Genomic DNA, 24989 nt, shown 5'->3' with positions numbered 1-24989 from the left:
AAATTTTTTAGGATGACATCGCTTTAGATGCGGCAATAAGTGTGTGGGCTATAAGCTTGTGAAACATGTTGATTTTCTCGCCTAGATTTTTGTTTGGAATAATAAGCGTTAGAGCGGAGGTTTCGGTCTCTGTTTTTTTTGCTTTTCGCATCTCGTTCACTCGAATCCCGCATCTGCTCTTAACCATTGCTCTTTATGATTTAGCGGCTTATATTCAACAGTACAGTTATTACATTGATTTAACATGGGTAGCTGTTGAATAAAGGACAATAAATGCTTGATTAAAAATGGATTAATCAAGTGAACAATAAGTCAGTGGAGACTCCCCAATGAAAAAACTACTTTCAGTACTTGCTGTGTCTGCAGCAGTAATGGCACCGGCGGCATTTGCTTCTTCGCCTGTTATGTTTTCAACGATCAATGGCTTCAACGCACCTGACTCAGATGCTGTTGGCGGTGTGCGCTTGGCTTTACTTCACGGACAAGTGAACGACCTTAAAGGTCTTGATCTTGCTGTTGTTGGTATGTCTGAGACGCAAACGACCACAGGTGTGAACCTGGGTATTTTGGGTGCATCAAAAGTGAACCAAGAAATGACCGGTGCATCTCTAGGTTTCTTCAACTGGAACACGGGTAAAACAACGGGTGTTAACCTTGGTGCTGTGAACATTACTAATGATGTGAAAGGCGCGAACGTGAGTTTCGTCAACTACTCAGAAGGTAACACTATGGTTGATGTTGGCGCTGCGAACCTTTCAGAAGTGTCTACGGTTCAGGTTGGTATCTTCAACAAAACCAACAAAATCGAAGGCGTACAAGTTGGTCTGATCAACTGTGCTGACAACGGTTTCTTCCCGTGCTTCCCGATTGTAAACTTTGCTAAATAACGCTGTCGTTTAGCCTTTGGTTCTCCCATTGGCGAGCAACGTTCAGTTAGTGCATTAGCTTTTAAGCGCTAAGCCTATCAACGCCTAAACCCTTGTTTGGGCGTTATTACATTCAATTCTACTTCCACGATAAACTTCTCAAATTACCCAATAAGCATGTTGTTTTATATTTGTTGTTGCGATGTTTGAATTTATAGGTACAATGTGCGATAAACTCCCAGTGATGATTTATATGCTTTGATTAACCACCATACCGTCGATTTTAAAAAGGCTTTCTTAGGCCTGACCGCCAGTTTTTTAGTAGTTTTGAGCTTGTTGCTCGTTGATTCAGCGGAAGAATCAGATAAACAGTATGGAATGGAAAACCAAGGCGTAACACGCTCTTTAGCGGAGCTCACACAGATCATAAATGCGCTTGAGTACAACATCACTGCGCTTTATCCACTGCATGGGGATACCTACGTATTCTCGCATGACAAAAAGATCGAGGGTGAGACGTGTTACTTCACCAGTGAGGAGCAACATGCCCCTCGTTTTGATTTTATGTTCTCTGGCCCTCGCGAGATGTGCAACCCGGAATCGGACCTTTATACCGAAGCGGGTAAGCGCCTGTTCATCGCGCCGACCATGGCTTATTTTGCCAATACCATTGATACCATCTCTGCGATTTATTTCATTTCAAAAGAGAAATTCATTATCTCTTCGCCTTCTGATTTTGCCAGTTACATTAAGGGCGACACCTTTGATTCGGTTGTGAATAGCAGGCCTTATTGGGTGAACACGATTCGCTTTGGCTTAGCTCAAGGGCAAGACCAAGTGGTGTATACCGGCCAATATGATGACTACCTGACAGGTCAGAAAGTGGTGACCTTAACCAAAGGAATCTACGTTAATGGTGAGTTTAAAGGGGTGTTGGGTGTCGATGGTTATGTCTCGAACCTAGTATCGAACCCTACCCATGGCTATAAAGTCACCAGTACTCGAGGCGCAAACAAATACGGGTTTATGGATTTTACGTATTCCAAGCCTCTGTATGTTGATGACATTAACACCCAGCTATATCTGAGTATTGAAGAAGATAAGAGCGAGCACTTTCTGCATGTATTGGAGATGGAGAAGATTCAGCTTTCGATACTGTTGGTTTTGTATCTGCTCTCGGTTTTATGGCTATGGCGCTTCTATACAAGACAAGAGCACCAGCGTTTAAATGAGCTAGCAATGCGCGACCCATTAACGGGCTTGCTGAATCGACGTGGTTTTGAGGCTCGATTACTGGCGCAAGATGAAGAGCCGATTATTGGTGTTGGCGTGTTTGATATCGATGATTTCAAAGTCGTTAATGATCAGCATGGCCATAAAGTGGGGGGACGAGGTGATTTGCCATGTTGCTCGGTTGATGCTGAACAGCGTTAGACAGCAAGATATCGTGGCTCGATTTGGTGGCGAAGAGTTTGTTGTCGCGATTACGGGTGAATCGTCTGAGTTGCTTTCATCGATCTTTGAGCGAATTCAAAACGACATTAGCCTACAGAGTTATCGATGCCCTACGGGTGACAAGATTAGTATCTCTGTGTCTGGTGGCGCGACGCTTTACTCTTTGTATAAGTTCGACAGCGTAGGGCACTTGTGGGAAAACCAGAGTATTCGTTCGTCTGATGAGCAGCTCTATAAGGCCAAGGCTGCGGGTAAGAATCAGGTGTGTATTCAGGTGTATTAATTAGTTGGATACACAAAGGCCTAGTCGTGTGACTAGGCCTTTTTAATGTCTGTTTCAGGTTGAGGTTACTTCTTCACGCGGCCTTTTCTCATCCACTTCTGATGCACACCACGACGCAGGCTCTGGAAGCTGTTTTCCACTTTATCGACACCAAGCAGAATCACTAGCGCCATTAGCGTGATAATGACCGATTGGGAAAGATGCCCTAGTGCGATCATCATACCTAATGCTGCGAGTACCCAGATAATTGCGGCTGAAGTCACGCCATGAATCTTGCCATCCAGTGTCATCATTACACCAGCCCCAAGAAATCCAACACCCGTAATTATCTGACCAAGCACACGAGCTTGATCGAGTGTGTTGGGGGATAGGCTGATCGCCATGGTGAGGAAGAAATAGGTACCACTGATGATCAGAATCGACGTTCGGATTCCGACGGGTTTACCGCGTGTTTGCCTTTCGATTCCGATTAAAGAACCACACAGCATGCATGCAGCGAGGCCTGCCCAGCTAAAGGGGGCAAGGTTGAGAGTTTGTTCTATAAATTGTGACATATCACCCCTCCTAAAATTTAGAATAGAGCCGAGTATGCTAATAATAGACCGGACGATCGAACAAAAACTTTTTGTCTTAACGATTGATAAAGATTACTTAAAACCTAGCAGCCGCTTGTTGTTAAGGTGAAGGCTGGTGTCGTGGTCTCTGTCGCTTCTTGGTACTCAAGGTAGCAGTTATCAGCCTGTTTTTTTCGGCTAGAAGGCGCATAAAGAATAATGCCATCATTCGCATCTGTGTTGGTAAAGAACCAGTCAGCTCGACCCGTATCCCAAACAGCATCTAGAAAGGTTGATTCGATGAGCTGTGACCAAGTTTGATCGTTCATCGCTGCAGGATAACCATAGACCACTGAGATATTGTCACCCTCAACATTAATCGATGCGCTAGCTGCTTTATCTAAGCCCAATGCTGATGTCTTACCATAAAGCATAGCACTTGCGCCCTCCATTCCGCCTTTAAGGCCGTTTAATGTCGAGATACGAGCATCGGTTTGAAGGTTGAGGAACTTAGAAGCTGCAGTGACCGACACAATACCTAGAATCACGATCACCACGACCAGCTCGATGATGGTGAAACCTCTTGAGCTGAACCTAAGCGCTGGTTGAGATGTGGTTGCTGGTGGAGCAACTGAGGTATTGTGTTTCATTGATACAACTTCTCTATTCAATGTGTAGGTCGAGCGGTGTCTTGCTGCTGCGTCCGCCAATCTCACGGGTTAACTTAGGTACTAGGTAGCCAGAAACCTCAGAGATTAATCCTTTAAAGTGATGCTTCGCCTCTTCATCTGAAATATAGAAGTGCGCTGCGCCCTGAACCTTATCAAGTACATGCATATAGTAAGGTAAAATACCGGCGTCGAATAGCTTTTCGCTTAATTCTTTCAATGAGTTAGCGCTGTTGTTTACGCCTTTAAGCATCACGCCTTGGTTGAGCAGAGTAGCACCACTTAACTTAAGCTTGTGGAAGGCTTGTTTGAGCTCTAAGTTGATTTCGTTAGCATGGTTAATATGGCTCACCATCACCACATTAAGGCGAGTTTTAGCTAACAATTGGCATAGTTCATCCGTTACTCGAGCGGGAATCACAACCGGTAATCGGCTATGAATTCGAACTGTTTTCACATGTGGAATTTGTGCGATAGCATGAATTAGCCACTCTAGTTCGCTGTCTTTTGCCATCAGTGGATCGCCACCCGACAAGATAACTTCGTTGATCTCTGGGTGAGCAGCCACATAGTCTAGGCTGGTTTGCCAAACAGACTTCGAGCCCTTGTTATCTTGGTAAGGGAAGTGACGACGGAAGCAGTAGCGGCAGTTAATCGCACAACCGCCTTTCACAATCATCAGTGCACGGTTCTTGTATTTGTGCAGTAGCCCAGGAATGGCGTTGTCTTGCTCTTCCAGTGGATCAGCGGAATAGCCTTGGTGTACCTCAAACTCTTCGCTTAGCGGTAAAATTTGTCGTAGCAATGGATCGTGTGGGTTGCCTTTTTCCATTCGTTCGACAAAGCTAAGAGGTACCCGAAGTGCAAATAACTCACGAGCAGCGAAGCCTGCTTGCCATGGTGTTGGGTCTATTTCCAATGCCTCAAGCAGTTTTGTCGGGTCAGAGATCGCATTCGATAGTTGTTTGAGCCAGTTTTGCTCAACAGATTCGACTTTTCGGGTTATGATATGCGGCATTGAAATTAACTCAAAGATGTGGAAGAGAAAATCATGGCGTCAGTAAGCACCAATGAATTCAAAGGCGGTTTAAAATTCATGATGGATAACGAGCCTTGCTCAATTATCGAAAATGAATACGTTAAGCCAGGTAAAGGCCAAGCGTTTAACCGTGTTAAACTTCGTAAACTGCTGTCAGGCAAAGTGTTAGAGAAAACATTTAAGTCAGGCGATACAGTAGAACTAGCGGACGTTGTAGACGTTGAACTAGGCTACCTATACAGCGATGGCGAATTCTACCACTTCATGAACAACGAAACATTCGAGCAAATCGCTGCTGATGCAAAAGCAGTAGGCGAGACTTCTAAATGGTTAGTTGAAAACGACGTATGTACTCTAACGTTGTGGAATGATAACCCTATCACAGTAACTCCACCAAACTTTGTTGAGATCGCAGTAACAGAAACCGATCCTGGCCTTAAAGGCGACACACAAGGTACTGGCGGTAAGCCTGCAACTCTAGCAACTGGCGCGGTAGTTCGCGTACCTCTATTCATCGCAATCGGTGAAGTTGTTAAAGTTGATACTCGTACTGGCGAATACGTTGGTCGTGTGAAGTAATTGACTTCAAGTATCTGAAAAAGGTCGCTTAGGCGGCCTTTTTTGTATCTGGAGATCGGGGAAAAGCAGAAGAGCAGATTCGCGTAAACGAGATGCGGGATGCGAGATACGAAGAGCTGGAAAATCAAGAGTGAGTAAGCCAGATGCGATTCACCTTGGTTATAAGGCTACATTATGTGACTAGTGTCATATTTTGGTTGTATTCTGGATGAAAATCAAAAATTTTATCTAACTTATAGATTTACAAGGTGTTGTTGGCGTTTATATATCGCAACAAAAATCTCTCAATTCAATATGTGACTGTTTAATATTGATTTTGTGAATGTGTGTGGTGGGAAGGGAAGCTGATTACAATATTGTTAGAATGAGTAGAGTCTACTAGCTTTATACGCGATGTTATTAAGCAACTATGTGGGTATTGATATGAGACTTAATGCAATTACGTTGGCTCTTGGTTTGGTTAGTATCGTCGGGCTTTCAGGATGTGATGACGATGATACAACCGTGTCAACCACGACTCCGAGTGAGACTCCCTCGACTCCCAGCTCCCCAGCTGAAACGACTAAATACAGTGTGACTGCAATTGATGGTTATTTACGTCATGCTCGAATTTGGTTAGACCTTAACGGTAACTACGTCTTAGACGACGGTGAGCCTAATGCTATTTCTGGTGATGGCGGAGTTGCAGATTTAGACGTCACCGATGTCGACAACCCTGAACAGTACCCTGTCGTTGTGCAAGCGATCTCCGGGCAGACGATTGATGAAGATGAACCTGATGTTACGGTGTCTGACGACTATATTATGTCAGCCCCTCCAGGTGAAAAAGATGTCACCCCTTTGAGTACGCTAGTTCACGTGTTGATCGAGCAAAACACTACAGATTCTGACGATGCTGCTGCGGTTGAAGCAGCAAAGCAAGCTGCCATTCAGCAAGTCGCTGATCAGCTAGGCTTAGATGAAGATGAAATCTTAGGTGATTTTGTTGAGTCAGGTGTTGAGGCTGCCGCTTATGCCGCTGAAAACTTGGTTGATTCAAATGTTTTGCCTTCATCTCCTCAAGAGTTGCAAGAAGTTGCTGAAAGTGAAGATAAAGGGACTAAGTTTATCTCTGTGACTGCATCTGTGAATAATGAAATCAAAAAGAAAATTGAAGAAGTTGCAGGTGATAGCGATAAGACATTTGATAATGTTGGTGGTGCGACAGAGGGTGTCGATTTTTCTAATGACACAGATGATGACGGCGTCCCCAATGACTTAGATGACTTTCCGAATGATCCCGATGAAAGTCTGGACTCCGATGGTGATGAGATCGGTAATAATGCCGACCTAAATGATGATACGGTGGACGGAGAAGATGACATCTACCCTGATGCCAATGATGCGTTTCCAACGGATCGTTCTCGTGCTGGTGACCATGATTCGGATGGGGTAGACAGTATTGATGATGTCTTCCCACAAGATCCAACTGAGTGGGCTGATAATGACTCTGATGGCTATGGTGACAATCAAGATGTATTTGATAATGACCCAACCGAATGGGCAGATACGGACGGTGATGGTGTTGGTAATAATGCCGATAAATTCCCATCGGATCCCAACGAGTCCTTAGATACGGACGGTGATGGCGTTGGTAATAATGCCGATGAATTCCCAACCGATGCGACCGAATGGGCAGATACGGATGATGATGGCTTAGGCGATAACGAGGATGACCCGTATCCAAACGATACGGATAACGACAGTTACAACAATGATGTTGATGAATTCCCAACCGATGCGACCGAATGGGTCGATGTGGACGGTGATGGCGTTGGTAATAATGCCGATGTTCATCCAGAGGATGGAAATAAGTCAATTGCTGATGTTGTGGCCAATGTTAGTGCAACTGATGTAGCAATTTTCAACATAACAGATCGCGATATCATTACACTGGATATTGAGGTCGAAGAAATGGTTGAGACACTGAATAGCGGAGAGATTGTTACCACCATAACTACTCAATATATCACTGCTGATGACGTGGTATATGGCACGACACAAAGTGTCGATCACCTGTTAAATGATGACTTTACTCGTATCCAGACCTTTGCGTACGATTATAACCTCGATGGTACTGCACGTTACGAAGGCATGTCTCTTGAAATTGGTACTAGAACCGAAACAAGCGAGACGTATTGGCGCTATATCGATGAGGGTGATGCATCTCTTGAGGGCGGTTTCGGCGGTAATGGTCGTGTCTATGAACAAGGCGTAGCCTTAACATCTAGAGTTCACCCAAATGACTTATCTCAAATAGATACAATACATAGTGTATCAGTGGAATTTGAGGACGTCGCAGAGGGCGTTCAAGCGGTCGAAACGTTAACCGAATACACGGTAAATGGCTTTGATATCGACGATGTTCAAACCCATCAAGCTCAATGGGCTCAGACTTTAACCACTGTAACGCAGGATTACGTGCAGAGTTTCGTGGAGTCTAAGCAGGACTGGGGTGCAGACGGTTACATCAATGTTGAACTTCGATTTAATAATATCCCTGATGGTAGCTATGTCTACGAATATTCGACACCAATATGGGCAAACCCACAAGATGGTGAATTCCATGAGTACGCAGACTTTAACTTTAATGATGGCAAATGGGACGATCTCACAGCGTACTGGAATTACTACCGCAAAGAGGTACTGATTAATGGTGATGTTCTTGAAAGTGGAGAGCGTACGGTTCTAGACGAGGAGACGAATACTCAACTTATTGTCGATAGTGATCCAAAAAATACTTTGTTCAATGAATGGAATGCAGTGTCTCGCTCTGTTAGTGATGTGGAAGAAAATAAACACATAGAGTGGCAGCACTACCCATTAACTGATTATTCATTTACGACTGACACAGATAACGTCGGACAGGCCTATCGCGTTTACCAGAAACAATCTAATGGCCTTTGGGTTGCTACCTCATTTGATGAGTGGGGAACACAAGCTGTTGTGGATCTACCACAACAGGTAGAGGATGCCCGTGTTGCTGGCACAGAGTTGGAGCTTATTGATGACCAAATCATTCCAGGCCTGAGCCGATACGCTACGCTGTTACCTACAAGCAGTTTCCAATACGATGACAATGGGCCAATTCAATGGCACGTCGTAACACAAGACTATCTGTTCACTGATACTGGTATTCCAACACTGGTTACACTGGATCTTGGTGATAGTGGTGTGGTTCCTGGTTCGTTTACCGGAGTGAATGATGTTGATATGGTGCTTATGGTTCCGGTCGTCGATAATCCTTGGTCTTGGTACGATGCCTACTATCGTAGGGGCATAGATACATGGGGCATGGATCTAACAGAAGGAGACTTTAGTTGGAACAATAGCCTAGGAATGTTCTTCTTAGACGAGACAGAAGCGCAAGATTATCTTACAGAGGTTCTAAACCAAGATAGTGACGACGACGGCTATAAAGACTACGAGGATGCTTTCCCTAATGATCCAAATGAATGGGATGATAGTGATGGTGACTATGTTGGCGACAATAGCGATGCCTTCCCTTATGACTCATTAGAGTGGGCGGATTCTGATAGTGATGGTTTAGGCGATAACCATGAGAATGCAACCGAAGGTTTAGATCCGAATAATGCTGATTCAGATGAAGACGGCGTTTATGACGGTGAAGACCTTTATCCAACCGACCCAAATAAGTGGACTATTACCGCCCAAGAGTTTGCGGAGCAAGAGGGGACTCTTTACGGATTCTTCAGCGATTGGAGCGAACTATCGTTCGTAGATATTCTGTTTAAAGAAACCTTGAGTTATGGCGGTGATACGTTAACCCTTACGGAACTCATACAGTACCGTGGTGATCAATCCTTTATCCAGCTACCACTTGAAGCTGAGGGGGACGTACAGCTCACTGAAAACGGCTGGCAAACTCCGGTAGGTTATACGATAGACTTCTCTGGAGAGCAACTTATTGCCTATCCAGAAGACAATTCCAGTTTCTATTATTCAGTAGAATCAGAAGTGGTAAACCTATCGGGTATGGCATTGTATGAAGTCTACTTTGAGTGGTTCGACTTCATGGAAGAGGCGAGGTTCGCTGAAGGCTCACAAGCGGTAATGTTTACCTTCTCTCCAGCCGTAAACCAGTACTTCCTATGGGAGGGTGGTAGTCCGTACGTGAGGTTCTCTGACGTCGGTTATGATACGGATGGTAGCTCTATTACAAGTCTGGACGACATTATTGTGTCGCAGTCGGTCGGTGAGTCGGTTTCCACAGATCTTACTACCTCTGTTGGCCTCTATCTAGACTTTGATATCGAGTTAGTGAGTGATGGCACGGCGCATTATTACTTCTTTGATTGGGACGCAGGAACGGCAAGTCGCGTCGCTACTGCGGATTACTTACGTTACACATTACACGGTGAAGATATCGTCGAATTTACCGTACCAGTTGAGGCTATGCCCTACATGGGAGAGGGGGATACGCCTACCATGATCTTTAGCATGTACAATGGTGAACTTACGGTAGGTGAGATTGAGGCGCCAAGTGCTGAACCGTCGGACGATACTATGTACGCTTTCAATGGTATTGCCGCACAGTCTATAGAAGATGGTGTAGTGTTGAGCGATTACCTATTTACCTGCTACTTGGGTGATAGCGATGATCAGTCAAGCCCAATCATGGCTGACTATGAGCTTGCGATTACGGATTGTGGCGGTCGAACTCACATTACCAGCGAAATGGTCGAGGGTCTAAACTTCCAACGCGTTAAAGGCAATGGAAATACTCGTGACTACTTGTTCAATGCTGATGGCACAGTGCATGTATTGAAGGGAGAGGGCGGTAACTATACTGACGATTGGGTCATAGAAGATGGCTTGGTTAAGATCAGCTATTCTGATGAATCGGAGAGCTTCACGACTTACTGGGCACTGTTAGATTCGTTGGATGATACGTGGTCAATCAAGTTCTATGAGAACGAAGTTGTGGACGGTCAATCAAGTAGCTATATCTGGATGGATACTATTATTCAACAAGATCGTCCGATTGTGCTTGAAGAGTGCTACATCGGTGATGCAGAACCTGTTGAGGGGCAACCTATCCCGAGTATGAGTGACTACGAAACGGCGATCACGGATTGTGGCGGTCGAACTCACATTACCAGTGAGATGGTCGAGGGTCTAAACTTCCAACGCGTTAAAGGCAATGGAGATACTCGTGATTACTTGTTCAATGCTGATGGTACTGTACATGTATTGAAGAGTGAGGGTGGTGACTATATCGATGACTGGGCCATAGAAGATGGCTTTATTAAGGTTAGCTATTCTGATGAATCGGAGAGCTTCACGACTTACTGGGCGTTATTAGAGTCAATGGAGCAAACTTGGTCAATTAAGTTCTTCGAGGAAGAAACGTTAGGCGGTGTGACTGAAAGTTGGATATGGGCAGATACCGTGGTGCAACAAGATAGAAACGCTCTGCAGTTTGACCCGACTAACTTGGTATTGATGGAGTACGATGGTAACACCCTCTTTTTCCATGATAACGGCAGTATGAGCTATATCGGCAATGATGGCACTGAGACCTATGGGAACAGTTGGATGAAAACTTCAGCTAATACCATGATGATAACTTATGAAGATACCTCAACCGAGCAATGGGTACTTTTATCACAAACTGATGATGAATTAACTATCTCTAGGGATGGTTCAGAGGAGGTGCTTACAAATGTTACCTACGAGGGAACAGTAACGGTCTGTGAGGATGGTGATTCACCGTGGGATGATTTTACGGACCAACCCTCTGACTTTGGCACTCGTTCGGACTATGACAGCGCAGTCGCCAACTGTACCGTTGGTGGTGCTCAGTTTATAGAGTCTGATTTCACAGGTAATGGCAGTGAAAGTTCTCGTTGGGAGCTCATCGATCTTTGGGAGATAAATGGCACCGTCATGGCTGTAGTTGAAGAAGAGGTTGTGTTCCATAGTAACGGTACTGGCTACTTTGACGATGATGAGGGATTGTTCGGGTTCGATTGGGTGATTTTGAATGGTGAGGTGACCTTAACCATAACCGAAGAGGAATTTATAGGAGCCAAAGACACCTGGAATAAGGTTGATCAAGATGGAGAGTATATTACGACTAAATCCTTCTGGAGCGATCCAACCTGGAGCAACCCTGCGCCGGCAGAGGGAGAAGCTGAGATATTCTCGGGTGTGATGCGATTTGTGGGGTTTGAATCGCCGTAACGCATATAGACTTATCATCTAGCATAGAATAAACGCCTAGGGTCAAACCTAGGCGTTTTCTATTTAACTGTTAAATCATAAAAATGAAGATAATAGACAACGCGCTGATTAGGCCTGCAACGAAGTAGCAGCCAACTTTACCCGCAACACCGACATGGAACTTAAGGTCGTGCATGCCGTGGTGAAGACGGTGCATTGCATGCCACATTGGCAGTGCTAGCGTACCGATGATGAATAGCGCACCGATAATGCTGGTGGCGAATTCAGACACACGCTCGTAGCTCATTGCGTCAGCATCAATGATGCCCATTGGCACTAAGATACCTAACACTAGAACCGTGATTGGTGTGATCATCGCAAACCAAGTACCGCCAGCGCCAAATAGGCCCCACCAGATTGGCTCATCAGAGCGTTGTGGGTTGTGGTTAACAGGTTTTACTTTGTAATTTGTGTTCATAACGAAAGCTCCTTACACCACAACAAGAACGATTAAAGAAATAAAAGCCACCGCTGCCCACTGGGTCAGTACGATGATTTTTTTATCAACCAATTTGCCTTTAAGACGGATTGGCATTACTTGAGGCATCATGCTGAAGAAGGTTTGAGCGTGCAGCAAGCTGCCTAGCAGTGCCACGATGTTGATACCAACGACGATAGGGTTAGCCATAAAGCTCAACCAACCAGCCCAAGCTTCAGGGCCTTTCACTAGTGCACCCAAACCGAAGGTTAGGAACAGAGTGAATAAAATCAAAGGCAGTACAGTCGCTTCACGTAGCATGTAGAAGCGGTAGAACGGATGGTTGCTCCACCACGTTCTCTTCATCTCACGAACATAAGGCTTACGATTGCTCATATTATGCCTCCTCTGCTGTTTTTACTTGCGATCCATCAGGCTTGAACATCGAGATAACGAAGTCCATTGAAGACTCAACTTTGCCTTGGTTTACTGCAGCCGCTGGGTCTACTTTCTTCGGACAAACGTCAGAACAGTAACCTACAAACGTACAGCCCCAAGCGCCGTTGTCGCCATTGATAAGCTTCATGCGCTCAGCTTTACCATTGTCACGGCTATCTAGGTTGTAGCGGTGAGCAAGAGCAAGTGCCGCAGGGCCAATGAACTCAGGGTTTAGACCAAACTGAGGACATGCTGCGTAACACAAACCACAGTTGATGCAGCCAGCGAACTGTTTGTATTTCGCCATTTGCTCTGGAGTTTGGATGTTCGTGCCGTCTTCTGGCTTACGGTCGTTACCAATGATGTAAGGCTTGATCGCTTCAAGGCGCTCGATGAACGGCGTCATGTCGACAATCAAATCTTTTTCGATTGGGAAGTTAGCTAAAGGCTCAATCTTGAAGCCATTCGGGTAGTCACGTAAGAAGCTCTTACACGCCAGTTTTGGCACGCCATCAACCATGATGCCGCAAGAACCACAAATCGCCATACGACAAGACCAACGGTAAGACAGGTCTTTATCTAGGTTGTCTTTGATGTAACCGATCGCATCAAGTACTGACATGGTTTCATCAAACGGAACTTCAAAGGTTTGAAAGTGAGGTTCTGCATCGTGCTCAGGGTCATAACGCAGGATTTCAATTTTTTGGATTCGATTCGCTGACATTATGCTTGCTCCTCTTCGCTCTTCTTCGCATTCTCTTCTGCTGCTTTTTCAGCGGCAGCGGCTTTCTCTGCAGCTTCACCGTACAGACGAGCTTTAGGTTGAGATTTAGTAATCTTAACGCCGCTGTAGTCGATGGTTGGTGCTGCATCTTCGTTGTAGAAAGATAGAGAGTGTTTCAGGAAGTTCACGTCATCACGTTCTGTGCAGTTGTCGTCTAGACGTTGGTGTGCACCGCGAGACTCTTTACGAAGAATCGCTGAGTGGACCATCGCTTCTGCAACTTCAAGGCCGTAACCCACCTCGATAGCGTAAAGTAGGTCAGTGTTGAACACTTTGCCTTTGTCTTTAATGCTGATCTTCTTGTAGCGAGCTTTCAGTTCAGTGATTTTGTCGATGGTCTTTTGCATCAAGTCTTCTTGACGGTAGATACCACAACCCGCTTCCATGGTGTGACCCATTTCAGTACGGATATCAGCCCAGTTCTCATCGCCTTCTTGGCTTAGTAGACCTGCGATGCGATCTTCAACCGCTTTCACTTGCTTAGCGATAGACTCTTCGTTCCAGCCTTTGAATTCAGCAGCGCGTTTCACCGCTTCTTCACCAGCAACGCGGCCAAATACTACGAACTCAGCCAGAGAGTTAGAACCTAGGCGGTTTGCGCCATGTAGGCCAACTGAAGCACATTCACCAACGGCGAATAGGCCTTTAATGCGAGTTTCACAGGTACCGTTAGTTTCAATACCACCCATGGTGTAGTGAACGGTTGGGCGAATTGGGATTGGCTCTTTTGCTGGGTCTACGTTTACGTACGCTTTTGCCAGCTCACAGATGAACGGAAGACGCTCTTGCAGGTACTCTTCACCAAGGTGGCGAAGGTCAAGGTGTACGACATCACCAAGTGGGTGCTTGATGGTGTTGCCTTTCTGCTGCTCGTGCCAGAATGCTTGAGAAACTTTGTCACGAGGACCCAGTTCCATGTATTTGTTTTTCGGCTCGCCCACTGGAGTTTCAGGGCCCATGCCGTAATCTTGCAGGTAACGGTAGCCGTTCTTGTTGACGATGATACCGCCTTCACCACGACAACCTTCGGTCATCAAGATGCCAGTGCCCGGTAGGCCTGTTGGGTGGTATTGAACGAACTCCATATCACGCAGTGGTACACCGTGGCGATAAGCCATTGCCATACCGTCGCCCGTTACGATGCCGCCGTTGGTATTACAGTGGTAAACACGACCTGCGCCGCCGGTTGCTAGAACAACAGATTTTGCTTTGATGGTAACAAGCTCACCTTCAGACATGTGAATCGCGATTAGGCCTTGTACTTCGCCATCTTCAACGCCGCTCTGGTTTTCTACGAGAAGGTCCACCACAAAGTACTCATCAAATCGTTTGATTGTGTCGTACTTCATCGAAGTCTGGAACAGAGTATGAAGCATGTGGAAGCCGGTTTTATCCGCTGCGAACCACGTTCTCTCTACTTTCATACCGCCGAATCGGCGTACGTTTACTTCACCGTTTTCTTTACGACTCCATGGGCAGCCCCATTGTTCCATTTGGATCATTTCGCGAGTCGAGTTTTCAACAAAGTATTCAACAACATCCTGTTCACATAGCCAGTCGCCACCGCCAACAGTATCGTTGAAGTGGTTATCTAGGCTATCTTCGTCTTTAATTACCGCTGCTGAACCGCCTTCTGCCGCTACCGTGTGCGAACGCATTGGGTAAACTTTAGAAATCAGTGCTACTTCCAGTTCAGGATTAGCTTCAGCCGCAGCAATAGCTGTACGAAGACCAGCGCCGCCTGCGCCGATGACTGCGATATCTGTGGTAATTGTCTTCACAGTTATTCTCCAGTGTGATGCGGAGTATTCCGCTTGTTATTATAAAAAGCATTTAGAGAGTACTTAAACGGCATCAACCGTTTATCACCCCTAAGCCTTAAGTGGTAGGTTTAGTGTAAGAGAGGAAGGTATTCGAAAAGTTGATGCATTTGGGTTTTTAGGTCGGTAGTGCATATGGAGGCATAGAAATTATAGGTTATGTGACTGCAATCACGGCAATGAATTGTTGATAACGATTAACCCACAAGACTTGTGTTAACGGCTTGTTGAGTATGATTTTTGTTATCAATGTGGATGTGAAAGCTGTATTGATAATTGTATTGTAGAACGTAATTTTCTGGCTTCATTAAAGCAACATTTTGCTTCCATCTATAGAAAGATAGAAGCTTACAAAAGAGGCGAAAGGTGGTAATTTCCGTCGCCTAGAATTCAGTAATATGGAACTTAATAATGCACTCAACATGGCAACCAGCCGCAACCATTAAGCAGTTAAAGCAACGTGCTGATATCCTTAATCAAATCCGTCAGTTCTTTGCTGAGCGAAACGTGATGGAAGTGGATACGCCTGCGATGAGCCACGCCACGGTGACGGACGTGCATTTGCATACTTTCAAAACTGAATTCGTAGGGCCGGGTTATGCGCACGGTCAGCCTCTATTCTTTATGACTAGCCCTGAGTTTCATATGAAACGTCTATTAGCGGCCGGCAGTGGCTGTATTTATCAAATTTGTAAGTCTTTCCGGAATGAAGAAAATGGCCGTTACCACAACCCTGAGTTCACCATGTTGGAGTGGTATCGCGTTGGCTTTGATCACCATGACCTGATGGATGAAATGGATTTGCTGTTACAGCAGGTACTTAAATCGGGCTCAGCAGAGCGAATGACTTACCAACAAGCCTTTATTGACGTGTTAGGTGTGTGTCCCCTGGAAGATTCGATGGCTACGCTAAAGCAAGCCGCAGCAAAACTTGGGCTCAGCGACATTGCAGAACCAGAAGAAGACCGCGACACCTTGCTGCAGCTGCTGTTTAGTATTGGGGTTGAAGCTAAGATAGGGCAACAAGTGCCTGCGTTTGTTTATGACTTCCCAGCATCACAAGCGGCGTTAGCCAAGATTAACCCGAATGATCCACGAGTGGCGGATCGCTTTGAGGTGTATTTCAAAGGGATTGAATTGGCAAACGGCTTCCATGAATTAGATAAGCCACAAGAGCAGCTCAAGCGCTTTGAAGATGACAATGCCAAACGTATTGAGATGGGCTTATCGCCTCAACCGATTGACCATCACTTGATTGAGGCATTAAAAGCGGGCTTACCAGACTGTGCGGGTGTTGCTTTAGGTATTGATCGTCTGATCATGCTGGCGTTAGGTTATGACCACATCGATGACGTGACGGCTTTTCCGTTCCCGCGCTCTTAGCTCTCTATTCAGTTAGTCTTACTTACTGTTTGGCTAACTGACCAGAATCCCAGTGCCACTATCTTACTAGGATACCAGTGCCAATAACGGCAACAATGGCACCGATCCAAGCGTAGGCATTTGGTCTCTGTTTGGTGTACAGCCAAAGTATTGGTAACAACATGATTGGTGTGGTTGAAGATAACAGAGCAACCATGCCGACATTGCCTTCCTGAAGCGCATACAAGATCAGCGTCATTCCCACCGCCATCGCTAAAAATCCGTTCACTGCGGTAATCGCAAATATTTGACCATTCATCGGGTTGATTGCGCGTGAGAGCTTAGCGCCAGTTAGACGAAATGCGGAGTGAGCAACAAAAGCGGTAATCATACGAATCGCTGAAGCGGCAACAGGGTCTATGCTGGTTTGCATCACGGGTTTTGCAATAATACCGCCCAAGGCTTGGCAAATCGCAGCTGTAATTCCCAGTGCAACACCAATCCACACAGTGCCTTTAATGGTTTCGAGTTGGTTGTTGGCTTGTCCTCGACGACCAAAGAATATCGCGGTTAAAACGCCGCTAAACACCAAAGCCGAGCCAATCAGCTCCACCGAAGTCATGCTTTCGCTAAATAGGAAGTAACCAAGAATTGCCGAGAACACGGCGTGACAAGAGAACAGCAAACCTGCTTGGCGCGGTCCCATTCTGTTCAAACAAGCAAATAGGGCGGTATCACCAATGAAGATGCCAATTAGCCCAGACAGCATCATCGGCGTGACTAGGTCTGCTTCGACCGTTGACCAGCCACCAGTAAACCAAGCCATGCTCGATAAGATGATAGCAGTGCAACCCATGCGCCAACGGCTATAGGCGAAAGAACCTAAGTGTTGAGCAGGCTTTACTGACATCAGGCTCGCGATGGCCCAAAGAAAAGCGGCAGCAAGAGCCAGCCATTCGAATCCCATTGAAGTGTACGTCCGTGTCAAAATGTAGAAGTGGGGGATTCAATATGCACTAAACCTTCCAGATAGCAAAGACGTGATTACTATCTGGAAGGGCATTAGTAGGGATTAACGTGCTAGGTGATGATAAACAGGGCGAGGTAAACCATCAGCAAGCCCACAATACCTAAGATGATGCCCATCTTCGCCATGTCTTTGCTTTCGATAAGCCCGGTCGAGTAGGCCAGTGAGTTTGGTGGTGTCGATACGGGCAGAATCATGCCAAGTGACGCAGAGAAGGCGACCACAACCAGCAAGCCTTGCAGACCACCAATCGCAACTAGGCTTTCCATGGAAGCACCAATTGCAGCGGCTATCGGCATCAGCAAGTTGGCCGTCGCAGTGTTTGACATGAAGTTCGCCATTAACCAACACACGATAGACAATGTCAGTACCACAGCTGCAGGTGACAGCGATTCATAGTCAATTGCGTGTGCGAGTGCAGCGGCTAAGCCTGTTTTATCTAAGCCAATACCAATCGCAATACCACCTGCGACCAGCCACAACACATCCCAGTTAATCAGCTTGAGCTCTTCTTTGCCCATGATGCCAGTGAGCGTAAACACAGCCAGTGGAATGATAGACACGACATAGGTGTTCATGCCGTGCAGTTTGGTGGTCATCCACAATAAGATTGTCGCAGCGAAGGTGATGTAAACCACAATCGCTCGCCAGCTCTTTCTAAATTGTCCATCAAGCTTGAGCACCATGTTTCTTTCTTTAGAAGGGAAGAGTTTTTGTAGAAGAAACCAAGCGATGGTGAGTTGGATGATCACAAAGGGTAAGCCCATCATCATCCAGCTGAGGAAGTCGATGGTATTTTCACCCGTTAGGTATTGCAGCGCGATGGCATTGGGCGGTGTACCGATTGGGGTTGCGATACCGCCAGTATTGGCAGCAATTGGAATACACAACACGAGCGCTTTGATACCCATATCGCCTTTTGGTGCAGATGCGACGATAGGGCCGAGCAGCGCAAGCATCATTACCGTCGTTGCGGTATTTGACATGAACATTGAGAACACGGCGGTGATCAGCATTAAGCCGAGCATAATGAAGCGCGGTTCTGTACCAAATGGTTTAAGTAGCACTCGAGCTAGGTTGTTATCGAGTTCATACTTGGATGCGGATATCGCAAGAGCAAAACCACCCATGAAAAGGATGATGATCGGTGACGAAAATGCACCGAAGATGTCGGTATATTTGATTAACTCACCGAGATCGTGCCCCGCTGGTGGATTTCTAAATAGGTGTAAACCTTTGTCAGATATCATCACCAGTTCAAGCGCAATGATCAAAATGGAAGTGGCGAATACCGGAACAGGTTCAAGCACCCACAGCAGGGCTGCTAATAAGAATATCGCCAACAGGCGGTGTTGAATCAGCGTGAGATCATCGATTGGTATTGAATCTATCGGCATGAATAACACGCCTAAGGGAATCGCAAAACAAATCAACAGCTTGACCAGAACGCCAACATTGAGTTTAGGCATGTACAAAGACCCTATAAATAAAATATCTTCAAATAGAGTAAGTTATCTGGATTTCTGGTACTTGGAGACGGGTTGGAAAATCAAAAAGTTGTTTAAGGTTTCGACAGTTGTTTTGTTTTTGGTCAATCTTTTATCTGGGCAATTAGAGACAAGAGTGAGAAGCAGCAGGTGGCTGGGCAGGGTTTGAAAGATTGAGTTGTTAGAGCTTGAGTAGCAAATGAATCGGTAGAGTTAAGAAAAAGGCGCGTTCTTCTCTGAAATAGAAAAAGTAACGCGCCTTGAAAGCTTAAATGAGTTAACTCAAATTGTTAAGCTTGGTCAGTGTTCTCAGCAGAATCGGTAACAACATCGTCATTTGCTTGCGCTTCTTTGCCAGCAATGTGCGCGAAAGGTGTACCAAGAACCGTTTTCTCGCCATTTTGCATAGTGTCGTCAAACTTGATCGCATCTTTAGCGAACAGGTTGATAACGGTTGAACCAAGCTTAAAGCGGCCCATCTCTTCGCCTTTCTTCAAGATGATTGCTTTGTCACCTTGTGCAGGGTAATCCCATTTGTAAACCGAGTTACCACGAGGTGGGGTGATGGTACCTGCCCATACTTGCTCGATGCTACCTACGATCGTTGCGCCAACCAGCACTTGTGCCATTGGGCCAAATTCCGTATCGAAGATACAAACGACACGCTCATTACGTGCGAATAGGTTTGGAACGTTTTCTGCCGTTAACGGGTTAACTGAGAAAAGGTCACCTGGAACGTAGATCATCTGGCGCAGTGTGCCGTCGCATGGCATGTGCACGCGGTGGTAATCACTTGGAGACAGGTAAAGCGTTGCGAATTCACCGTCTTTAAATTCATCCGCTAGCGCAGCATCACCACCCAATAGCTCGCGAGCTGAGTAGTTATGGCCTTTCGCTTGAATCAGTTGACCGTCAGTAATTGGGCCAAATTGGCTCACACGTGCATCTGCAGGGTGAACAATAACAGATTCACCTTCGGCGATGGGACGCATGCCTTCTTTCAATTCACGCACGAAGAATTCATTGAATGTTTTAAAGTGTTTTGGATCGCTATGCAGAGCTTCATCCATGTTCACTTTGTATTGCTTGATGAACCAGTTGATGATCGCTGTCGTTAAGCCGCCCGCTTTAGCAGACGCAAGTTTGCCGACTAGGCGAGTTAATCCATGTTGTGGAATCCAGTACTGCAATCCAACTTTAATCTTATCCATTGTATTAATTTTCCAATGCTAATTGTTTTTCAATTAAATCTGTCGATGACGGTTTAGGGCGCGAGATGTTACTTAAATTCGCGCCAATTGTCAGTAAATGCACACATTTGTTCACAAAAACGCGATTAGAGATCGGCTTTTTTGTTGCGTGAATACTGACGGTTATCTTTGTTACTCGCCATGCTTTCAATGATGCGGTGGTAGTTGTCGAAACGTAATCGACTGATCTTTCCGTTTTCTACCGCTTCGCGCAGGATGCAGCCTGGGTCATCAATGTGTTTACAGTCACGGAACTTACAACCGCCAAGGTAAGGCTTGAACTCGATAAAGGCTTCAGTGATTTCGTCGGCCTCTAGGTGCCATAGGCCGAATTCACGCACTCCTGGTGAATCAATCAGATCACCACCAGAAGGGAAGTGGTATAAACGAGCTGCCGTGGTTGTGTGCTGACCAAGACCTGAGTTCTCAGAGACTTCGCCTTCTTCAATGTCTAGCGTAGGCATTAATGCATTCACTAGGCTTGATTTACCCACACCCGATTGACCAACAAAGATGTTGATACGGTCTTTGAGTTCAGCTTCCAGCTCTTTGATGCCGTAGCCAGACTCTTTACTCACGAACATCACTTTATAGCCGATCTTCTCGTACTCTTTAAGTGTTTCACGGTATTCAGCAATCTGCTCATCAGTCAGTAGATCGACCTTGTTCAGTACAACAAGCGGCGCGATGTTTACCGTTTCTGAAGCAATTAGGTAACGGTCGATAATATTAAGTGATAGCTCTGGTAGCACAGCCGATACGATAACCATTTGGTCGACGTTCGCAGCTACTGGCTTTAGGCCATCGTAGTAATCAGGGCGAGTCAGCATTGAAGTTCTCGGCTCAACCGCTTCCACAACGCCAGAAATACCGGCCATTGATTCTAAGCCTGCGCGCCAAGTCACTCGGTCACCAGAAACTAAAGTCTCGATACTACGGCGTAAGTTACAACGATGAACTTCGTTAGTTTCAAGATCTTCGATATCAGCATGTTGGCCAAAGCGCGTAATCACGAGTCCGCTTTTGGTTCCGCCAAGCATGTTCTCATCCCATTGGATAGAATCTTCTTTCTTGAGTCGCTTGTTCTGGTTGCTACGTACACGACGTACTTGACCTTTGGTTAACTTCTTTTTTTTAGCCACAATTTTTCACTTAACACATCTAACTTGATGATTGGGGACTCAAACAGGATGTTGCTGGTACCACGTGATTTCGATGGTCCTAAAGCTAGTTTGAGTATAGTTATTTGGGTATAGTACCTCTTTTACACATAAACAAATAGGCGACGCCTTATGTCCTTTAGCGATCAGAACCTCATTTGGGTTGATCTAGAGATGACAGGACTTGATCCTGAAACTCATAAAATCATTGAAATTGCTACTATCGTTACTGATAGTGAGCTTAACATCCTGGCTGAAGGACCTGTTTTGGCTATTCACCAACCTCAGAGTGAATTGGACAAGATGGACGAGTGGTGTACAACGACTCACACTGGCAGCGGCCTCGTGAAGCGAATTCAAGAAAGCACGGTTTCAGAGCAAGATGCCATCCAACAAACCATTGAGTTTCTTGAAAAATGGGTACCAAAAGGTAAGTCACCAATTTGTGGCAACAGCATTGGTCAAGACCGTCGTTTCCTATACAAGCACATGCCAGAGTTAGAAGAGTACTTCCACTACCGCTATGTTGACGTAAGCACTCTGAAAGAGCTGACTCGTCGTTGGAAACCTGAAGTGTTAGATGGTTTTTCTAAGTCGGGAAGTCACCTTGCGTTAGACGATATTCGAGAGTCGATCGCCGAGCTGCAGTACTACCGAAAAACGATTATTAACATCTAGTCGAATAAAATGATCACGTTTATCTAACTTTTCAGGGACATAAGAGCCGTTTTTTTTGCAAATCTGTGTGCTTTTACAGCAGTTGAGTAAAAAGTTTCGTAATTTTGCATTAAGGACTTGCATCACAAAAAAATGCTCTTATAATTCGCAGCCCTGAACGGAGAAAGACGTTTTCAGATTGCGATACTAGCTCAGTTGGTAGAGCGCAACCTTGCCAAGGTTGAGGTCATCGGTTCGAACCCGATGTATCGCTCCAATTTGTAGGTTACGGCGAAAGCGGTAATCGAAAGGTGAAAGACCTTTTATAATGCGATACTAGCTCAGTTGGTAGAGCGCAACCTTGCCAAGGTTGAGGTCATCGGTTCGAACCCGATGTATCGCTCCAATTTAAAGAATCATCAACTTAATTGATGCATCCGGACGCGGGATGGAGCAGTTTGGTAGCTCGTCGGGCTCATAACCCGAAGGTCGTCGGTTCAAATCCGGCTCCCGCAACCACATTACAGTTAGGCGCTATCTGTTGCCCAAGGCAGTATGAGCAGCGACTAACTAATGCGATACTAGCTCAGTTGGTAGAGCGCAACCTTGCCAAGGTTGAGGTCATCGGTTCGAACCCGATGTATCGCTCCAAATTCTTTCTCACGCTTTATGCTGAAGATGAAAATGGTTTAGTCTCATTGTCTTAAACAATGCATCCGGACGCGGGATGGAGCAGTTTGGTAGCTCGTCGGGCTCATAACCCGAAGGTCGTCGGTTCAAATCCGGCTCCCGCAACCACATTATAGTTAAGCGCTATCTGTTGCCCAAGGCAGTAAGAGCAGCGAATAACTAATGCGATACTAGCTCAGTTGGTAGAGCGCAACCTTGCCAAGGTTGAGGTCATCGGTTCGAACCCGATGTATCGCTCCAAATTCTCTCTTTTTAGAGAACAGAGTCATTGACTTAAATAATGCATTCGGACGCGGGATGGAGCAGTTTGGTAGCTCGTCGGGCTCATAACCCGAAGGTCGTCGGTTCAAATCCGGCTCCCGCAACCACATTACAGTTAAGCGCTATCTGTTGCCCAAGGCAGTATGAACAGCGATTAACTAATGCGATACTAGCTCAGTTGGTAGAGCGCAACCTTGCCAAGGTTGAGGTCATCGGTTCGAACCCGATGTATCGCTCCACTTTCTTTTCGAAGAGAGAGGGAAGAATCATCAACTTAATTGATGCATCCGGACGCGGGATGGAGCAGTTTGGTAGCTCGTCGGGCTCATAACCCGAAGGTCGTCGGTTCAAATCCGGCTCCCGCAACCACATTACAGTTAAGCGCTATCTGTTGCCCAAGGCAGTAAGAGCAGCGAATAACTAATGCGATACTAGCTCAGTTGGTAGAGCGCAACCTTGCCAAGGTTGAGGTCATCGGTTCGAACCCGATGTATCGCTCCAAATTCTCTCTTTTTAGAGAACAGAGTCATTGACTTAAATAATGCATTCGGACGCGGGATGGAGCAGTTTGGTAGCTCGTCGGGCTCATAACCCGAAGGTCGTCGGTTCAAATCCGGCTCCCGCAACCACATTACAGTTAAGCGCTATCTATTGCCCAAGGCAGTAAGAGCAGCGACTAACTAATGCGATACTAGCTCAGTTGGTAGAGCGCAACCTTGCCAAGGTTGAGGTCATCGGTTCGAACCCGATGTATCGCTCCAAATTCTCTCTCACGCTTTATGCTGAAGATGAAAATGGTTTAGTCTCATTGTCTTAAACAATGCATTCGGACGCGGGATGGAGCAGTTTGGTAGCTCGTCGGGCTCATAACCCGAAGGTCGTCGGTTCAAATCCGGCTCCCGCAACCACATTACAGTTAAGCGCTATCTATTGCCCAAGGCAGTAAGAGCAGCGACTAACTAATGCGATACTAGCTCAGTTGGTAGAGCGCAACCTTGCCAAGGTTGAGGTCATCGGTTCGAACCCGATGTATCGCTCCAAATTCTCTCTCACGCTTTATGCTGAAGATGAAAATGGTTTAGTCTCATTGTCTTAAACAATGCATCCGGACGCGGGATGGAGCAGTTTGGTAGCTCGTCGGGCTCATAACCCGAAGGTCGTCGGTTCAAATCCGGCTCCCGCAACCACATTACAGTTAAACGCGATAGCGGTTAACTTATGCGATACTAGCTCAGTTGGTAGAGCGCAACCTTGCCAAGGTTGAGGTCATCGGTTCGAACCCGATGTATCGCTCCAGCTTTCTTCTAAAAAAGCTATTAAGACTCTTTAAACCACCGTGTTTTTCTTTAGATCACAGAGTTTAAAGGCGACCACAAAGGTCACGCTCTTTCTTTAATGCTGCGAAGCATAATCCCCCAAAAAAGCAAATAATCCTCCATCATGGTGGATATTTTTTTGTCTTAAATTTTTCTTAGCAACTGAAATGCTAGTAAATATCAGGTCTCTGAAGCAGACACTTGAGGTTTTTCACATCTATAAACAGACTTATCCACAAAATGTTAGGTGTGGATAACTTGGTTGATAAAGTTGTTTCAGGCTTAATTCTTTACCTATCCCTAAAAGATCTTTCTTGTTTTCAATATATTAGATGAATTGCAGCGATTGTAACTTGTTGTTTTTTATCAAGTTGGATGCCTATCTTGGATTTAATAAAAGATTGTTAACTTGTTGTTTTTTGATCTTAATCATTTATCGGTACTGTGTTTAACTTTGCTCGGGTGTCGGAAGTTTACGAGAGTTCTGAATTTTTTCCACATTGTTAGAATTGAGAACAAGGTCAAACATTGTTCTAAAATTATGTGCAACGAGTTGTCTTAAATATTGGACTATCGATGTGGGTGTCGCT

The 24989-nt window shown here is 45.7% G+C and carries 16 protein-coding genes, 16 tRNA genes and 1 pseudogene; 22 read left to right on the top strand and 11 right to left on the bottom strand.

The annotated features are described in order from the left end of the window. Positions 1–329 precede the first annotated feature (329 nt). Entirely contained in the window at positions 330–887 is a 558-nt protein-coding gene (locus LMH68_RS06810) for a VC2662 family protein (protein ID WP_017061293.1), read from the top strand. A gap of 237 nt (positions 888–1124) precedes the next feature. Beyond that, positions 1125–2604, top strand: a pseudogene (locus LMH68_RS06805) (diguanylate cyclase). A gap of 65 nt (positions 2605–2669) precedes the next feature. Here the strand turns inward: LMH68_RS06805 and LMH68_RS06800 are convergent. The 3 genes from LMH68_RS06800 to epmB all read right to left on the bottom strand — a co-directional run bounded on the left by LMH68_RS06800 (position 2670) and on the right by epmB (position 4844). Then, on the bottom strand, positions 2670–3158 hold the full coding sequence (locus LMH68_RS06800) for an MgtC/SapB family protein (protein WP_004733333.1): 489 nt from the start codon (positions 3156–3158) through the stop codon (positions 2670–2672). Between the two features lie 104 nt (positions 3159–3262). Further along, complete coding sequence (locus LMH68_RS06795; RefSeq protein ID WP_017067163.1) at positions 3263–3808, bottom strand: prepilin-type N-terminal cleavage/methylation domain-containing protein; 546 nt, start codon at positions 3806–3808, stop codon at positions 3263–3265. Between the two features lie 13 nt (positions 3809–3821). Then, the gene (gene epmB / locus LMH68_RS06790; RefSeq protein WP_229648328.1) at positions 3822–4844 is read right to left on the bottom strand and encodes an EF-P beta-lysylation protein EpmB; all 1023 of its coding nucleotides are present in this window, start codon (positions 4842–4844) and stop codon (positions 3822–3824) included. A gap of 33 nt (positions 4845–4877) precedes the next feature. On the opposite strand from epmB, the gene efp reads away from it, so the two are divergent. Together efp and LMH68_RS06780 are read left to right on the top strand one after the other, a co-directional pair. Further along, positions 4878–5444 carry an elongation factor P gene (gene efp, locus LMH68_RS06785; RefSeq protein ID WP_017067165.1) on the top strand — a complete coding sequence of 189 codons (567 nt, stop codon included), beginning with the start codon at positions 4878–4880 and terminating at the stop codon, positions 5442–5444. 423 nt (positions 5445–5867) lie between these two features. Next, positions 5868–11690, top strand: a complete 5823-nt coding sequence (locus tag LMH68_RS06780; protein ID WP_229648329.1) for a hypothetical protein — start codon at positions 5868–5870, stop codon at positions 11688–11690. Between the two features lie 70 nt (positions 11691–11760). Here the strand turns inward: LMH68_RS06780 and frdD are convergent, their stop codons facing one another. From frdD to frdA, 4 genes are read right to left on the bottom strand one after another with little or no spacing between them, the layout of a single operon-like run. Then, complete coding sequence (gene frdD / locus LMH68_RS06775; RefSeq protein ID WP_065584500.1) at positions 11761–12147, bottom strand: fumarate reductase subunit FrdD; 387 nt, start codon at positions 12145–12147, stop codon at positions 11761–11763. 12 nt (positions 12148–12159) lie between these two features. Further along, positions 12160–12543, bottom strand: coding sequence for a fumarate reductase subunit FrdC (gene frdC, locus LMH68_RS06770; RefSeq protein ID WP_017061300.1), 384 nt, complete (start codon positions 12541–12543; stop codon positions 12160–12162). A 1-nt stretch (position 12544) separates the two neighbouring features. After that, on the bottom strand, positions 12545–13309 hold the full coding sequence (locus LMH68_RS06765; RefSeq protein WP_009847917.1) for a succinate dehydrogenase/fumarate reductase iron-sulfur subunit: 765 nt from the start codon (positions 13307–13309) through the stop codon (positions 12545–12547). Next, positions 13309–15150 carry a fumarate reductase (quinol) flavoprotein subunit gene (gene frdA, locus LMH68_RS06760; protein WP_065584499.1) on the bottom strand — a complete coding sequence of 614 codons (1842 nt, stop codon included), beginning with the start codon at positions 15148–15150 and terminating at the stop codon, positions 13309–13311. The genes LMH68_RS06765 and frdA overlap by 1 nt, the downstream gene beginning before the upstream one ends. Before the next feature lie 450 nt (positions 15151–15600). Here frdA and epmA point away from each other — a divergent pair, with 450 nt between their 5' ends. Next, positions 15601–16572 carry an elongation factor P--(R)-beta-lysine ligase gene (gene epmA / locus LMH68_RS06755; protein ID WP_065677189.1) on the top strand — a complete coding sequence of 324 codons (972 nt, stop codon included), beginning with the start codon at positions 15601–15603 and terminating at the stop codon, positions 16570–16572. Between the two features lie 58 nt (positions 16573–16630). On the opposite strand, the gene LMH68_RS06750 is transcribed toward epmA, so the two are convergent. The 4 genes from LMH68_RS06750 to rsgA all read right to left on the bottom strand — a co-directional run bounded on the left by LMH68_RS06750 (position 16631) and on the right by rsgA (position 21457). After that, positions 16631–17518: a DMT family transporter gene (locus LMH68_RS06750; RefSeq protein WP_017063171.1), complete on the bottom strand. Its 888-nt coding sequence runs from the start codon at positions 17516–17518 to the stop codon at positions 16631–16633. 113 nt (positions 17519–17631) lie between these two features. Beyond that, entirely contained in the window at positions 17632–19047 is a 1416-nt protein-coding gene (locus tag LMH68_RS06745) for an SLC13 family permease (protein WP_017061303.1), read from the bottom strand. A 308-nt stretch (positions 19048–19355) separates the two neighbouring features. Then, positions 19356–20276: an archaetidylserine decarboxylase gene (asd, locus tag LMH68_RS06740; protein WP_017063172.1), complete on the bottom strand. Its 921-nt coding sequence runs from the start codon at positions 20274–20276 to the stop codon at positions 19356–19358. Positions 20277–20401: 125 nt separating this feature from the next. Continuing rightward, complete coding sequence (rsgA, locus tag LMH68_RS06735) at positions 20402–21457, bottom strand: small ribosomal subunit biogenesis GTPase RsgA (RefSeq protein ID WP_017061306.1); 1056 nt, start codon at positions 21455–21457, stop codon at positions 20402–20404. A 150-nt stretch (positions 21458–21607) separates the two neighbouring features. On the opposite strand from rsgA, the gene orn reads away from it, so the two are divergent. From orn to LMH68_RS06650, 17 genes are all read left to right on the top strand, one after another. Continuing rightward, on the top strand, positions 21608–22153 hold the full coding sequence (gene orn, locus LMH68_RS06730; protein ID WP_010434065.1) for an oligoribonuclease: 546 nt from the start codon (positions 21608–21610) through the stop codon (positions 22151–22153). Positions 22154–22333: 180 nt separating this feature from the next. After that, positions 22334–22409, top strand: a tRNA-Gly gene (locus LMH68_RS06725). Between the two features lie 53 nt (positions 22410–22462). After that, positions 22463–22538 (top strand) — tRNA-Gly (locus LMH68_RS06720). A 36-nt stretch (positions 22539–22574) separates the two neighbouring features. Then, positions 22575–22651, top strand: a tRNA-Met gene (locus tag LMH68_RS06715). A 56-nt stretch (positions 22652–22707) separates the two neighbouring features. Then, positions 22708–22783, top strand: a tRNA-Gly gene (locus LMH68_RS06710). A 70-nt stretch (positions 22784–22853) separates the two neighbouring features. After that, positions 22854–22930, top strand: a tRNA-Met gene (locus tag LMH68_RS06705). 56 nt (positions 22931–22986) lie between these two features. After that, positions 22987–23062 (top strand) — tRNA-Gly (locus LMH68_RS06700). Positions 23063–23113: 51 nt separating this feature from the next. Then, a tRNA-Met gene (locus LMH68_RS06695) sits at positions 23114–23190 on the top strand. Between the two features lie 56 nt (positions 23191–23246). Next, a tRNA-Gly gene (locus tag LMH68_RS06690) sits at positions 23247–23322 on the top strand. A gap of 53 nt (positions 23323–23375) precedes the next feature. Then, positions 23376–23452 (top strand) — tRNA-Met (locus tag LMH68_RS06685). Positions 23453–23508: 56 nt separating this feature from the next. Next, positions 23509–23584, top strand: a tRNA-Gly gene (locus tag LMH68_RS06680). A gap of 51 nt (positions 23585–23635) precedes the next feature. Next, positions 23636–23712, top strand: a tRNA-Met gene (locus LMH68_RS06675). Positions 23713–23768: 56 nt separating this feature from the next. Further along, a tRNA-Gly gene (locus LMH68_RS06670) sits at positions 23769–23844 on the top strand. Between the two features lie 70 nt (positions 23845–23914). Further along, positions 23915–23991: transfer RNA gene (locus LMH68_RS06665), tRNA-Met, on the top strand. Positions 23992–24047: 56 nt separating this feature from the next. Then, a tRNA-Gly gene (locus LMH68_RS06660) sits at positions 24048–24123 on the top strand. A gap of 70 nt (positions 24124–24193) precedes the next feature. Next, positions 24194–24270: transfer RNA gene (locus LMH68_RS06655), tRNA-Met, on the top strand. A gap of 33 nt (positions 24271–24303) precedes the next feature. Next, positions 24304–24379, top strand: a tRNA-Gly gene (locus LMH68_RS06650). The last annotated feature ends 610 nt before the right edge of the window (positions 24380–24989 follow it).

Origin of the sequence: Vibrio sp. F13 (assembly GCF_020806305.2) — a bacterium.
In the GTDB taxonomy this organism is placed as follows: domain Bacteria; phylum Pseudomonadota; class Gammaproteobacteria; order Enterobacterales; family Vibrionaceae; genus Vibrio; species Vibrio crassostreae_C.
Note: the sequence above shows the minus strand (reverse complement) of the source record. Positions and strands in the feature narration are given on the sequence as shown.

Bases quoted from the DNA above. Each gene is read 5' to 3' on its own strand.
- orn (WP_010434065.1), top strand. From the start codon at position 21,608: ATGTCCTTTAGCGATCAGAACCTCATTTGGGTTGATCTAGAGATGACA.
- epmA (WP_065677189.1), top strand. From the start codon at position 15,601: ATGCACTCAACATGGCAACCAGCCGCAACCATTAAGCAGTTAAAGCAA.
- LMH68_RS06810 (WP_017061293.1), top strand. From the start codon at position 330: ATGAAAAAACTACTTTCAGTACTTGCTGTGTCTGCAGCAGTAATGGCA.
- LMH68_RS06750 (WP_017063171.1), bottom strand. From the start codon at position 17,518: ATGGGATTCGAATGGCTGGCTCTTGCTGCCGCTTTTCTTTGGGCCATC.
- LMH68_RS06780 (WP_229648329.1), top strand. From the start codon at position 5,868: ATGAGACTTAATGCAATTACGTTGGCTCTTGGTTTGGTTAGTATCGTC.
- asd (WP_017063172.1), bottom strand. From the start codon at position 20,276: ATGGATAAGATTAAAGTTGGATTGCAGTACTGGATTCCACAACATGGA.
- LMH68_RS06800 (WP_004733333.1), bottom strand. From the start codon at position 3,158: ATGTCACAATTTATAGAACAAACTCTCAACCTTGCCCCCTTTAGCTGG.
- frdC (WP_017061300.1), bottom strand. From the start codon at position 12,543: ATGAGCAATCGTAAGCCTTATGTTCGTGAGATGAAGAGAACGTGGTGG.
- efp (WP_017067165.1), top strand. From the start codon at position 4,878: ATGGCGTCAGTAAGCACCAATGAATTCAAAGGCGGTTTAAAATTCATG.
- LMH68_RS06765 (WP_009847917.1), bottom strand. From the start codon at position 13,309: ATGTCAGCGAATCGAATCCAAAAAATTGAAATCCTGCGTTATGACCCT.
- epmB (WP_229648328.1), bottom strand. From the start codon at position 4,844: ATGCCGCATATCATAACCCGAAAAGTCGAATCTGTTGAGCAAAACTGG.
- LMH68_RS06795 (WP_017067163.1), bottom strand. From the start codon at position 3,808: ATGAAACACAATACCTCAGTTGCTCCACCAGCAACCACATCTCAACCA.
- LMH68_RS06745 (WP_017061303.1), bottom strand. From the start codon at position 19,047: ATGCCTAAACTCAATGTTGGCGTTCTGGTCAAGCTGTTGATTTGTTTT.
- frdD (WP_065584500.1), bottom strand. From the start codon at position 12,147: ATGAACACAAATTACAAAGTAAAACCTGTTAACCACAACCCACAACGC.